Below are 12,288 nucleotides of genomic sequence, written 5' to 3'. Positions count from 1 at the left end.
TCCATACTCGCCGGGGTATGGGCGTTCACGCCAGCATGCGGCCCCCACATCCCACGCCCTGAGACGTGCGGTTCAGGCACCGGGCAGGACCACCACCTTGCCGGCGGCGTGCCGGCCCTCCACCTGCGCCAGGGCTTCGGCCGCGCGCGTCAGCGGGTAGGTCGCGGTGACGTTCGGGCACAGTCGTCCTTCCGCGGCCGCGGCGACGACGTCCGCGAGCACGTCCGGTCCCCGCACGAGCGCCCGGCCCCCGAGCGCGACGGCGGCGGTGGGGTCGGCCGCGCTGACGACGCTCGCGCGGTCGGCCACGACCTCGACGAGGCTGCGCAGCGCCTCACCACCGGCGAGGTCGAGCACGGCGTCCACCGGGCCGGCGGCCCGCACGGCCGCGAGCGCCGCAGGCCCGGAGGTCACGAACGTGACCCCGAGGCTCTCGGCGCGGGCGCGCTTGCTCTCGCTGCCGGTGCCGACCACCCGGGTCCCGGCGGCCACGGCCAGCTGGGCCACGAGATCGCCGACGCCGCCTCCCACCCCGACGACCAGGAGGGTGCGGCCGGGGCCGGGGTCGACCTGGTGGAACGCGTCCCAGGCCGCCGTCCCGGCGATCGGGAGGGTGGCGGCGACGTCGTGCGGCAGAGCGGCGGGCTTGGGGACGACGTCGCGCCGCCGGACGAGGGTGTGCTCGGCGAAGGCGCCGGCACCCGGACGCGGGCTGCCCACGACGCCGTCGCCCACGTCGAGGTCCGTGACGTCCGGGCCGAGCGCCTCGACGACGCCGGACAGCTCCAGGCCGAGGGGGACGGGCGGGGTCCGGGTGGTCCCGAAGAGGCCCTCGCGCCGCTTGACGTCGGCCGGGTTGACGGCGGCCGCGCGGACCCGGACGAGCACCTCGCCGGGGCCGGGCGCGGTGACGTCCCGCTCGACGAGCGCCTGCTGCTCCGGACCGCCGTAGGCGCGCGCGACGAGGACGAGCGAGCCGGTGGCGCCGCCGGCGGGCGGTCGGGACCGGGTCACGGGGGCTCCTTCTCCTCGGCGTGGGCCCCAGCGTGGCGCAGGTCGGTGGCGCCGTCGAGCCCTTGGGCCCTGGCCGCGGCCGGGGAGGGTCGGCGAGACTGGTCCCACCCGAGACGAGGAGTCCCCATGGCCGCGCGCAGCTGGTCCGAGTTGAGCACCACCCAGCGGCGGGCCGTCACCGCGCTCGGTGTCGCGGAGGTCGCGCTGGCGGTCACGGCGTGGGTGGACCTCGCTCGACGGCCGGCTAGGGCGGTCGCCGGCGGCAAGACCCGGTGGGCCGGTGTCATCGCGATCAGCTGGGTCGGTCCGATCCTGTACTTCACCAGGGGACGGCTGCCCAGGACCTGAGCGCGCGAGCGACGGCCCACCCGGCGGGCACCCGCGCACCCGGACGGCGCACCCGGCGCGCCCACGGGTACGCGGGCGGACCCGCCGCGGGGACCGAGGACCCTTGCCCCGGGTCGACCCCGGGCGGACGCTGCTGTGGGGGGAGTGAGGAGATCACCATGACCCAGTACACGCCCGGGCAGTACACCTCGGGCGCGGCCGACCCCGTCCCGGACGAGGCCGAGCTCCGCCGTCTTGCCATCAAGCGGCTCAAGGACAAGCGCGACTTCAGGGCTCACCTCCTGGCCTACGTCAGCGTGAACCTCCTGCTCGTGGTCATCTGGTGGATGACCGGGGCGGCGGCGTTCTTCTGGCCCGTCTTCCCGATCCTCGGCTGGGGCATCGGGCTGCTGTTCCACGCGATGGACGTCTACTCCCCGCCGCCCGGACCGGCGGAGATCGCCGCGGAGATGGACCGGCTGCGCCAGCAGCGCTGACCGGAGCGGCGCCCGCGCGTAGGCTCGCCGCCATGGGCATCCGCGGCCAGGAGCAGCAGGTCGGCGACGAGCGGCTCGAGGCAGCCACGGGCCGCTCCCGCGCGGCCTGGTACACGCTCCTCGACGACGCGGGTGCGCGCGAGTGGGACCACGCCCGCATCGCACGCTGGCTCGGCGGCGAGCACGACGTCGACGCCTGGTGGGCGCAGTCGGTGACGGTGGGCTACGAGCAGGCCCGCGGCCTGCGCCTACCCGGGCAGAGCTCGCTCGGGCACTTCGAGGCGGGGGTGACGCGGACCCTGCATGCCACCGCGGAGCAGGTCTGGCCCTACCTGGGCGAGGAGGACCTGCGCAGCGACTGGCTCGACGTCGACTGGCCGCTCGTGGGTGCGACCGAGCCGCGGTCGCTCCGGCTTCGGGGCGACGACGGCAGCCGGGTGAGCGTCCTCCTCCAGGCCGTGCCGCCGGGGCGCGACGGCCGGGCCAAGGTCCGGGTAGCGGTCCAGCACACCAGGCTGCCGGGCGCGGACGCGGTCGCGGAGACCAAGGAGTTCTGGCGGGCGTGCCTCGACCGCCTGGCGGCCGCCGTCGGCAGCGGCTCCTGACGCCCCCGGGCCCGCGCACGTCCTCGACCGCCGCCCGTCCGCCCGTCTGCGCGTCTGCCCACGTCACCGTCGCCCGCCCGTCCGCCGTCACCATCAGCCGCCATGCGAGACCACGGACGAAGACGCTGACCGCTCCCATACCAACCCTTTACCGTGGAGGCATGGCCGACGTCTCGATCAACACGCCCCGCGGCGCCCACCTCGCGGGGACCTTCGAGCACGGCGCCGGCCACGCGGCGGTGCTCTTCGTCCACGGCTTCCTCGCCGACCGCCACTCCTCGACCCGGTTCGACCGGCTCGCCGCCGCGTACCGCGCCGCCGGGTACGCCACCCTCCAGGTGGACCTCTCCGGCTGCGGTGCCAGCGACGACGACGTCGTCACGGTGGCGGGAGAGGTCGAGGACATCCGCTCGGCGTCGGAGTGGCTCGCCGAGGAGGGCTACCCGGTCCAGGCCGTGCACGCCCACTCGTTCGGCACGCTCGCGGCGATGCGCGCGGCGGCGCCGCACGTCGTCACCATGGTCCTCACCGGCGCGATGACGGGCCCGATGTCGTACCCGTGGGAGGAGATCTTCTCGCCCGGGCAGCTCGACGACCTCGAACGGCTGGGGCACGCGCGCATCCCCGACGACAACGTCGCCGCCGCCCGGGAGTACTCCGTGATCTCCCGCCAGACCCTCGCCGACTTCTCGCTCATCGACCAGGCGGAGCTGCTCGGGTCGGTCAAGGTGCCCGTCCTCCTCGTCCACGGCGACCACACCGAGGAGGCAAGCGACCAGGTGGTCATCACCCGCGAGGGGCTGCACCTGCTGCCCACCGGCTCCCGGCTCGAGCTCCTCGCGGGCGCCGAGCCCGGCGTGGGCGACCGGATGGACGAGGTCGCCCGGCTCGCGCTGGACTGGTTCGCCGCCCACCTCCCGCCGGACTGAGGACCCGGGCCGCAGCCGGGCCGAGCTGCCGGGCCGAGCTGCCGGACGTGCCGCTCTCACGCCAGGCGCAGCTGCCACGCACCCTCGACGCTGGCGGGGACGAACCCCATGCGCTCGTTGATGTCGAGCATGAAGCGGTTCTCGCCGGCGTTCCAGGTGTGCACCCGGCGTGCACCTGGGAAGGTCCGGGCCAGGAGCTGGAGGTTGGCCGCCTTGACCAGGAGGCCGAGGCGGCGCCCACGGTGGTCGGCCCGGACCAGGGTGTCCTGCTGGAAGATGACGTCCTGCTCGCGGCGGTCCAGGGCGGTGAACGCGACCAGCTCGCCGGAGGGCAGGTGCTCCACGGCGGTGACCACCTGCGACCCGCCGCGCGCGACGAGCTGCTCGTCGGCGTGCCGCATCCGCTCGGCGTCCCACGCCTCCTCCTCGAACTCGAGCCCGGCGGAGGGGACGTCGGTGCTCATGCGGCTGCGCAGCGCGGCCATGCCCGCGAGCCGTTCCTCCGGCGTCGACCCCGTCCACGAGACGAGGCGGTAGTCCGGGCCCGCGACCGCGGCCGCCTCGGCCCGCCAGCTCTCCAGCCGCTCGGGCGGGACCGGCAGCGCCAGGGTCGAGTGGCGCTCGGTCTGCTCCAGGACGAAGCCGTGCGCGAGGGCGAAGCGCGTGGCGGGGTCGTCGGCGCGGACCCGCCCGGCCCCCGTCGGCGCGGCGAGGACGCCGGGTCCGTCCTCCGGCTCCGGTCCGTGGACGCTCCACGAGGTCACGGTGGTGCGCCCGGCCGCCCGGACCCGCGCCTCGGCCGCGCGCCACAGCGCCGTGCCGATGCCGGCGCGCCGCGCGGACGGGCGCACGAGGATGTCGAGGCCGGCGAGGTGGCGGTTGTCCTCACGGTGCAGGACGAGCCAGGCGTACCCCAGCACGTCGGCGGGACTCTCGGCGACGCCGTCGGCGAGGGCGACGAGGAGGACCTTGTCCTCGTGGCGCTGGTCGGCCAGGTCGGCGCGGAGCCCGGTGGCGGGCTCGGCGAAGTCGTCGTGGCCCAGCACCGCCACGAAGGTCTCGGTCTGCACCTCGTGGCAACCCTCGAGCACCGCCGGGGACAGGGCGTCCGTGACGGCCGTGAACTCCTGGAGGCTCATGGTCCGCATGGGTCCACGGTCGCATCACCGAACCGCCCCGGGCGAGGGATTTTCTGTTCCACGAGCGGGGGCCTACCGGTCGGATCCCACCGGCCGCAGCCGCACGAGCAGCGCCCGGTGGTCGCTCCCGCCGACCTCGACCACCGCGGCCTGGGTCGGCTCGTACGCCTCGCCGTCGGCGATGACGTGGTCGATCGCGGCACCGAGCCACTCCGGGGTGCGGGTAGGCCAGGTCGCCACCCCGCCCGCGCCGGCGCCGGCGGCGCCGTGGACGCAGCGGCCGATGTCTTGCAGCGGGGCGTGGTCGAGGGTGGCGTTGAGGTCGCCGGCGAGGATGAGGCCCCGCGTGGTGCGCGGCGCGCAGAGGGCGGTGACGGCGGCGAGGTCCTCCTCCCAGACGTCGTGGAGGTCGCCGCTGGGCGGCGCGGGGTGGACCCCCACCAGCACCGGGCCGACGCCGGTGGCGGGCTCGGCCCGCACGGCGCCGAAGCGTGTGTCCGGCCCCGGCGTCTGGACGTACTCGCCGAGCGCGGCCGAGACGAGCATCGCCGTCGAGCCGGCGGGCCCGTCCTGCGCACCGGCGGCGTCGAACACCTGGAAGGTCGCGCCGGACGCGGCGAGGGCGGCGGCGAGCTCCTCCGCCGTCGCGCGGGACGTCTCGGGAAGGACGACGACGTCGGCGCCGTTCGGACCGGCGAGCTCAGCCACGTCCTCCACGCCGGTGCGGCCACCGAGGGTGTTCAGCGTCAGGACCGTGATCTCGCCCGTGCCGAGGTCGCCCGGCCGCACCCCGCCGTCCACGGTGAGACGTCCGGGGTTGTCCAGGCCGCGCTCCGTCAGCACCCAGCCGTGCCCGACGCCGACGACGGCGAGCGCCAGCCCGAGGACCAGCGTCCGCGTGCCGCCCCGGAAGCCCACCTTGCGGACGATCCCGACGACGAGGGTGATGACGGCCAGCACGATGAAGCCGATCGCCACGAGCGAGCGCATCGCGATGACCTGGGAGACCGGCGCGACCGTCGTCCACCCGCTCCAGTCCCGGTGGAGGTTGACCGCCCACTCCAGGTCCAGCGTGAGCGCGGCGGCACCAGAGATCACCAGGACGAGGAGCCAGCCGATCGCGCGCACGCCTCATCCTCGCACCGGGGCACCGCCGGGCCCGGGACCTCGGCGGAGCGGGTCCCCGCCACGTCGGCCCGAAGCGTCATCACAGCCCCGCCCCACTCTGGTATCGCATGCTGGACACAGGGGTCCATGTGGTGGCCGCTGGGGATGCGCTGGCGGACGTGTGATGCGCACACTGGTCGGGCACGGGCCGGCTCCATCCTGCAGGGGTGTGGAGCCGGCCCGATTCACGTCCGGCGGGGCCTGGGGTGCAGGACGGTGAAACGCTCGAGCACGAGGGGCACGTCCGGGGCGAGCTGCCGAGGTGCGACCGCCGCGGCGAGGTGGTCCCGGTACTCGCGCCGCCAGGAGTCCAGGCTCGGCTCGCCCTCGGCCCGGGCGTGCTCGGCGTCGACCGCATCGAAGGGGACGACCTCCACGGCGTCGGTGCGCACGAGCGCGCGCGGGAGCCCGGCGCCGTCGCAGACGATGGCGAGGTCACCGGGGCGAGGGAGGTCCTCGTCCTCAGCCTCCCACTCCCACAGGGCGCTCGACGTGGCGGTCCGTCGCCCGGCGAGGACCAGCGCCACGAGCTCGTCGGCCTGCTCGGCGGTCTCGCCGAACGACCACGCCGGCGGGGTGAGCGAGGCGGTGTCGCTGGTGCCCACGATGACGTCCAGGCGGGTGAGCCCGACGACCTTGCGCGCCTCGGCCCAGAACAGCTCGATCGCCTCGTCCACCGGCGGGGTCGTCTCCATGACCCCGAGTCTCGCACCGTGCGGGCCGCCGGTCCGCCTCGCACCGATCCGCGCATGACCGAACGATGCCCCGGCGAAACGATCCCCCCGCGACCGAACGATCCCTCCGTAGCCGAGTGAGAGTGGTCTGCGGGGATCACTGGGCAACAAGGGGATCGCTCGCGCCGAGGCTGGCGAACAGCACCGCGCTAAGGGCATCACTCGCGCACGGCCCGCGCCACCGCGACCATCACCGCCCCGGCGAGAGCGAAGGCGACCGCCATGACGGCACCCATCGTCGCCACCGACCCGCCGAGCAGGCCCGAGACGGGGGCGCCCAGTGCAGCCATGCCGAACTGGGCGGCGCCGATGAGGGCGGCCGCACTGCCGGCGTCGTGCCGGTGCCGCCCCAGGGCGATCGCGGGGATCACCGGGAACATCATCCCGACCGCCCCGATGGTGGGCAGCACGGCCAGCAGCAGCGGCCAGAGCAGCCCCGGTCCGGTACCCACGGTGAGCGCGACGACCACGATCCCGGCCGCGCCCGTCAGGGCCACGCCGATCGCGATGCCGGCGATGCGCTCGCCCCGGAGCCGGCCCAGGAGGTAGCCGGTCACCTGGGTGCCCGCGGTCACGGTTAGCGCGCCCACGCCGAAGAGGACGCCGAACTGCTGGGCGCTGAGTCCATAGATCTCCTGGAAGACGAACGTCGAGGCGGTGATGTAGGTGAACTGCCCGGCCATGACGAGCCCGGCCACGGCCACCAGCCCGACGAAGCTGGGCTCGCGCAGCAGGCCGAGGTAGGAGCGCACCGCTCCTGCGGTCCCACCCACCCGTCGCAGCTCCGGCGGGTGGGACTCGGGCAGAGCGAGCGCCACCAGGAAGACGAGCACCGCCGCGAGGACGGCGAGGGCGACGAACAGCAGCCGCCACGAGCCCACGAGGAGCAGCTGCGAGCCCAGCGCCGGCGCGAGCACCGGAGCGACGCCGACGACGAGCATGAGCCGGGAGATCGTCCGGCCCACCGCGACCCCTTCCCGGGTGTCCCGCACGACGGCGAGCGCGATGACCATCCCGGCCGAACCGAGCACACCCTGGGCGGCGCGCAGGACCAGGAGCGCCTCGATGCCGGGTGCGGCGGCGATCCCCGCCGAGACCAGCACGTACAGCCCGTACGCGACGAGGAGGGGGAGCTTGCGCCCGACCGCGTCGGAGACGGACCCGGCCACGAGCTGCCCCACCGCGAGGCCGAGCAGCGCCGAGGTCATGGTCAGCTGCACCTGCCCCTGGTCGGCGCCGAGCTCGGCGGCGATCGCGGGGAACGCCGGCAGGTACAGGTTGATGGTCAGCGGACCCAGGGCGGTCAGCGCGCCCAGGAGAAGGACGAGCCCGGCGCCGCGCCGCCGGTCGGTGCTCACCCGGCCGAGGGTAGACGCCCCCCGGGCGCCGCGGCCCCGCGCATCGGTGAGAATGGGTGACCGTGAGCGAGGAGACGACGGCAGCCGGGGCGGCCGGGACCGGCGCGGATGGCGCCGGCACCGGGCGCGGCCGGCGCCGTGGGCGTCCCCGCCGCGGGCCGGGTGAGCGACAGACCGGCGAGCGAAGCTCGGGCGAACGCCAGTCGGGCGAGCGAACCTCGGGCGAGCACCAGACCACCGGACGCCGCGACCCCGCCGCCCGCGAGCGCGGCGGCTTCCGCCCGTACACGCCCGCGCAGCTCGCGGCCCGCCGCTCCGCGCTGCCGCGGATCACCTACCCCGAGCAGCTCCCCGTCTCGGCCCGTCGCGAGGAGATCGCGGCCGCCATCCGCGACCACCAGGTCGTCGTCGTCTCCGGCGAGACCGGCTCGGGCAAGACCACCCAGATCCCCAAGATCTGCCTCGAGCTCGGCCGCGGCGTCACCGGCACGATCGGGCACACGCAGCCCCGCCGGATCGCCGCCCGAACGGTGGCCGAGCGCATCGCCGAGGAGCTCGGCGTCGAGCTCGGCGGCGCCGTCGGGTACCAGGTCCGCTTCACCGACCAGGTCTCGCCCACCACCCTGGTCAAGCTCATGACCGACGGCATCCTCCTGGCCGAGATCCAGCGGGACCCGATGCTGTGGCGCTACGACACGATCATCGTCGACGAGGCCCACGAGCGGAGCCTCAACATCGACTTCATCCTCGGCTACCTCGCCAACCTCCTGCCCCGCCGGCCCGACCTCAAGGTGATCATCACCTCGGCCACGATCGACTCCGCCCGCTTCGCCGCCCACTTCGGCGTCCGGGAGGGCGGCCGGCCCGACGGCGAGCTGCTGAGCGCGGCGCCGGTCGTGGAGGTCTCCGGGCGCACCTTCCCCGTGGAGCTGCGGTACCGGCCCCTCGTCGAGGACGACGCGGCCGACGACGACGCCGAGGAGGCCGGCGGTCGCGCACGGCCACCCGCGGAGGAGCCGCTGGACCAGGTCACCGGCATCGTCCGGGCCGCGGACGAGCTCATGGCCGAGGGACCCGGCGACATCCTCGTCTTCCTCTCCGGCGAGCGGGAGATCCGCGACACCCACGTCGCGCTGGCCGAGCACCTCGGGGACCGGTACGTCGCCCCGGGCGCCCGCTCGACGGTGCCCGGCGCCGTCGAGGTCGTCCCCCTGTACGCGCGGCTGTCCTCCGCCGAGCAGCACCGCGTCTTCGAGGCGCACAGCACCCGGCGCATCGTCCTGGCGACGAACGTCGCCGAGACCTCCCTCACCGTCCCGGGCATCCGCTACGTCATCGACCCCGGAACGGCCCGGATCTCGCGGTACTCCACCCGCACGAAGGTCCAGCGCCTGCCCATCGAGCCGGTCTCGCAGGCCAGCGCCAACCAGCGCTCGGGCCGGTGCGGACGCGTCGCGGACGGCATCGCGATCCGGCTCTACTCCGAGTCCGACTACGCCGCCCGCCCCGAGTTCACCGAGCCGGAGATCCTGCGGACCTCCCTCGCCGCCGTCATCCTCCAGATGGCGGCCCTCGGCCTGGGCGACGTCGCGAGGTTCCCGTTCGTCGACCCGCCCGACACCCGGGCCGTGCGCGACGGCGTCCAGCTCCTGCACGAGATCGGGGCGCTGGACCCCGAGGCGAGCGACCCCCGCCGGCGGCTCACCCCGGTCGGGCGCCAGCTCGCCCAGCTGCCCATCGACCCGCGACTGGGCCGGATGCTGCTCGAGGGGCAGCGGAACGGCTGCGCGGCGGAGGTCATGGTCGTCGTCGCGGCGCTCAGCGTCCAGGACGTGCGCGAGCGCCCCGCCGAGCACCAGCAGGCGGCGGACGAGAAGCACCGCCGGTTCGCCGACCCGACGTCGGACTTCCTCGCCTACCTCAACCTCTGGCGGTACCTGCGCACCCAGCAGCGTGACCTCTCCGGCTCGGCGTTCCGGCGTCTGTGCCGCGCCGAGCACCTCAACTACCTGCGCGTGCGGGAGTGGCAGGACGTCGTCGCCCAGCTGCGCCAGCTCGCCAAGCCGCTCGGGCTGACCCTCAAGCCCATCGCCCTGCCGCACGAGGACGACATCGCCGCCACCGCCGGGTCCACCCCGGACGGCCGCCCCGACACCGCGCGCGCCGCCGTCGCGGTGGGCCGGTCCGCCGACGCCGTCGCGGCCGACGCGCTGCACCAGTCCCTCCTCGTCGGCCTGCTGTCGAACCTCGGCTCGTGGGACGAGCGGCGCCGCGAGTACGCCGGCGCCCGCGGCACCCGGTTCACGATCTGGCCCGGCTCCGGGCTCTCCCGCAAGACCCCGGCGTGGGTCATGGCGGCCGAGCTCGTGGAGACGTCGCGGCTCTTCGCCCGGACGGTGGCGCGGATCCAGCCGGAGTGGGTCGAGCCGGTCGCCGCGCACCTCGTCCGGCGGGTCTACTCCGAGCCGTACTGGTCGGCCAAGCAGGGTGCGGCCATGGTCAAGGAGAAGGTCATGCTCTACGGCATGACCCTGGTTGCCGACCGGCCGGTGCTCCTCGGCCGGCTCGGCGACCTCGTCCTGGGCGATCTTACCGCCCGCGAGCTGGCCCGGGAGATGTTCCTCCGGCACGCGCTCGTCGGTGGCGAGTGGCGCACGCACCACCAGTTCTACGAGCGCAACCGCGAGCTGCTCGCCGAGGCCTCGGAGTTCGAGGCCCGGGCCCGGCGCCGCGGCCTCGTCCTGGACGAGGACGGCCTCTTGGCCTTCTACGACGAGCGGGTGCCCGACGACGTCGTCTCCGCCCGGCACTTCGACTCCTGGTGGAAGCGCGCCCGCCGCGAGGATCCGGACCTGCTCACCTTCACCCTCGACCTCCTCGTGCCCGGGGCCGGGGAGATCACCGGTGACGACTTCCCCGACACCTGGGGCCAGGGTGACCTCACCCTGCCGCTGACGTACCAGTTCGAACCCGGCACCCACGCCGACGGCGTCACGGTCCACGTGCCGGTGGAGGTCCTCGCCCGCCTCCGCCCGGACGGCTTCGACTGGATGGTGCCGGGCCTGGCCCTCGACCTGGCCACGGCGACCATCCGGGCCCTGCCCAAGAAGGTCCGCGTCCAGCTCGTCCCCGCCCCCGACGTCGCCCGCGACGTCGTCGCCCACCTCCCGCCGTGGGCGGAGGTCGCCCCGGCCCCGCCGGGCGCGCCCAGCTACCGCGAGGCCTTCGCCGACGCCGTGCGGCGGCTGCGCGGGGTGGAGGTCCCCGACGACGCCTGGGACGACGAGAAGCTCCCCGACCACCTCCGGGTGACGTTCCGGGTGCTCTCCGCCCGGGGCGCCGTGCTGTCGGAGGGCAAGAACCTCGTGGCGCTCCAGCGCGAGCTCGCCCCGCAGACGCAGCAGGCGGTCAGTGCCGCCGTGCGCGGCGCCGTGGCGCTGGCGATGGAGGAGGCGCGCGCCGGCGCGGGCGTCCCAGCAGGTGCCCCGGGGCCGGCGGTCGCGGCCGGGTCGGTCGGGACGACGGGCCGCGCCGACGCCGGCCGACCCGGCGGGACGGCCCTGACGCCCATGCTCCCCGAGCAGCACGACCTCACCGCCTTCCCCGACGTCCCCGGCGGGGTCATCCCGGCGGTGGTCGAGTCCACCGGCGCCCAAGGGCTGACGGTGCGGGGTTACCCCGCGCTCGTCGAGGTGCGCGGGAAGGGCGGTGCGGTCACGGTGTCGTTGCGCGTGCTGGCCGACGCCGGCGAGCAGGCCCGGGCCCACCGCGTCGGGCTGCGGCGCCTGGTCCTGACGGAGACGACGCTGAGCACCCAGCGCGTGACGACCCGGTGGACCGGGCGCGAGGCGCTCACCCTGGCGGCCAGCCCGTACCGGACCACCGAGGAGCTCGTGGCCGACGTCCAGCTCGCCGCGGTCGGTGCGCTCGTCGACGAGTGGACGGCCGCGCACGGCGGGCGCCCGGTCCGCGAGGCCGAGCGGCACGACGCGCTCGTCGCGCACGTGCGGGCCGAGCTGGAGGAGCGGGTCCACCGCCTGGTCGGCCTGGTGGTGGCGATCCTCGACGCCCGGCGTGAGCTGGACGTGGCCATCAAGGGGGCGACGTCGATGTTCCTCCTCAACACCCTCACGGAGGTCCGCGACCAGGTGGCGCGGCTCGTGGGTCCGGGCTTCGTCTCGGCCACCCCGCCCGAGCGTCTGGTGCACCTGTCGCGCTACCTGCGGGCCGCGCAGCGGCGGATCGAGCGGGCCCAGGTCAACGTCCACCAGGACGCGAACCTGGCGTGGACGGTCGGCGAGCTCGAGGACGCCCACGCGGCGGCGGTCGAGGCCGGCGCGAGGATGGCGCCGGACCCCGCCCGCGACGCCGCGCTGGACGAGGTGCGGTGGATGATCGAGGAGCTGCGGGTCAGCTTCTTCGCCCAGCAGCTCGGCACCCCGGTGAAGGTCTCGGAGAAGCGGATCCGCAAGGCCCTCGCCGAGGTGTGAGCACCGCTGTCAGAACGTGCCGGGCCGC

Annotated in this window: 10 protein-coding genes; 5 read left to right on the top strand and 5 right to left on the bottom strand. The window is 75.3% G+C overall.

Annotated features, from left to right (window positions below; genetic code table 11):
* Window positions 1–72 precede the first annotated feature (72 nt).
* Entirely contained in the window at window positions 73–1,014 is a 942-nt protein-coding gene (locus EDD32_RS06465; RefSeq protein ID WP_123915982.1) for an NADP-dependent oxidoreductase, read from the bottom strand.
* A gap of 126 nt (window positions 1,015–1,140) precedes the next feature.
* Here EDD32_RS06465 and EDD32_RS06460 point away from each other — a divergent pair, with 126 nt between their 5' ends.
* From EDD32_RS06460 to EDD32_RS06445, 4 genes are all read left to right on the top strand, one after another.
* Window positions 1,141–1,362 (top strand): PLDc N-terminal domain-containing protein, encoded by a 222-nt coding sequence (locus EDD32_RS06460; RefSeq protein ID WP_123915980.1) that lies wholly within the window; start codon window positions 1,141–1,143, stop codon window positions 1,360–1,362.
* A 158-nt stretch (window positions 1,363–1,520) separates the two neighbouring features.
* Window positions 1,521–1,838, top strand: coding sequence for a 2TM domain-containing protein (locus EDD32_RS06455; protein ID WP_123915978.1), 318 nt, complete (start codon window positions 1,521–1,523; stop codon window positions 1,836–1,838).
* Window positions 1,839–1,870: 32 nt separating this feature from the next.
* A complete protein-coding gene (locus EDD32_RS06450) occupies window positions 1,871–2,443 on the top strand; it encodes a hypothetical protein (protein ID WP_123915977.1) in 573 nt (190 codons plus the stop codon).
* 161 nt (window positions 2,444–2,604) lie between these two features.
* A complete protein-coding gene (locus EDD32_RS06445; protein WP_123915975.1) occupies window positions 2,605–3,372 on the top strand; it encodes an alpha/beta hydrolase family protein in 768 nt (255 codons plus the stop codon).
* Between the two features lie 56 nt (window positions 3,373–3,428).
* Here EDD32_RS06445 and EDD32_RS06440 read toward each other — a convergent pair whose 3' ends face one another.
* The 4 genes from EDD32_RS06440 to EDD32_RS06425 form a co-directional block, all read right to left on the bottom strand.
* Window positions 3,429–4,520: a GNAT family N-acetyltransferase gene (locus tag EDD32_RS06440; protein WP_123915973.1), complete on the bottom strand. Its 1,092-nt coding sequence runs from the start codon at window positions 4,518–4,520 to the stop codon at window positions 3,429–3,431.
* A gap of 63 nt (window positions 4,521–4,583) precedes the next feature.
* A complete protein-coding gene (locus EDD32_RS06435) occupies window positions 4,584–5,639 on the bottom strand; it encodes an endonuclease/exonuclease/phosphatase family protein (RefSeq protein WP_123915971.1) in 1,056 nt (351 codons plus the stop codon).
* 224 nt (window positions 5,640–5,863) lie between these two features.
* Window positions 5,864–6,373 carry an ASCH domain-containing protein gene (locus EDD32_RS06430; protein ID WP_123915969.1) on the bottom strand — a complete coding sequence of 170 codons (510 nt, stop codon included), beginning with the start codon at window positions 6,371–6,373 and terminating at the stop codon, window positions 5,864–5,866.
* A gap of 197 nt (window positions 6,374–6,570) precedes the next feature.
* Window positions 6,571–7,770, bottom strand: coding sequence for a multidrug effflux MFS transporter (locus EDD32_RS06425; RefSeq protein ID WP_123915967.1), 1,200 nt, complete (start codon window positions 7,768–7,770; stop codon window positions 6,571–6,573).
* Window positions 7,771–7,826: 56 nt separating this feature from the next.
* Here EDD32_RS06425 and hrpA point away from each other — a divergent pair, with 56 nt between their 5' ends.
* Window positions 7,827–12,260, top strand: a complete 4,434-nt coding sequence (gene hrpA, locus EDD32_RS06420; protein ID WP_447924420.1) for an ATP-dependent RNA helicase HrpA — start codon at window positions 7,827–7,829, stop codon at window positions 12,258–12,260.
* Window positions 12,261–12,288 lie beyond the last annotated feature (28 nt).

It is taken from the genome of Georgenia muralis (assembly GCF_003814705.1).
Taxonomy (GTDB): domain Bacteria; phylum Actinomycetota; class Actinomycetes; order Actinomycetales; family Actinomycetaceae; genus Georgenia; species Georgenia muralis.
Note: the sequence above shows the minus strand (reverse complement) of the source record. Positions and strands in the feature narration are given on the sequence as shown.

What these genes read in the sequence shown, in the direction of transcription:
- EDD32_RS06440 (WP_123915973.1), bottom strand. Translation starts at nt 4,520, where the DNA reads ATGCGGACCATGAGCCTCCAGGAGTTCACGGCCGTCACGGACGCCCTG.
- EDD32_RS06450 (WP_123915977.1), top strand. Translation starts at nt 1,871, where the DNA reads ATGGGCATCCGCGGCCAGGAGCAGCAGGTCGGCGACGAGCGGCTCGAG.
- EDD32_RS06430 (WP_123915969.1), bottom strand. Translation starts at nt 6,373, where the DNA reads ATGGAGACGACCCCGCCGGTGGACGAGGCGATCGAGCTGTTCTGGGCC.
- EDD32_RS06455 (WP_123915978.1), top strand. Translation starts at nt 1,521, where the DNA reads ATGACCCAGTACACGCCCGGGCAGTACACCTCGGGCGCGGCCGACCCC.
- EDD32_RS06460 (WP_123915980.1), top strand. Translation starts at nt 1,141, where the DNA reads ATGGCCGCGCGCAGCTGGTCCGAGTTGAGCACCACCCAGCGGCGGGCC.
- EDD32_RS06445 (WP_123915975.1), top strand. Translation starts at nt 2,605, where the DNA reads ATGGCCGACGTCTCGATCAACACGCCCCGCGGCGCCCACCTCGCGGGG.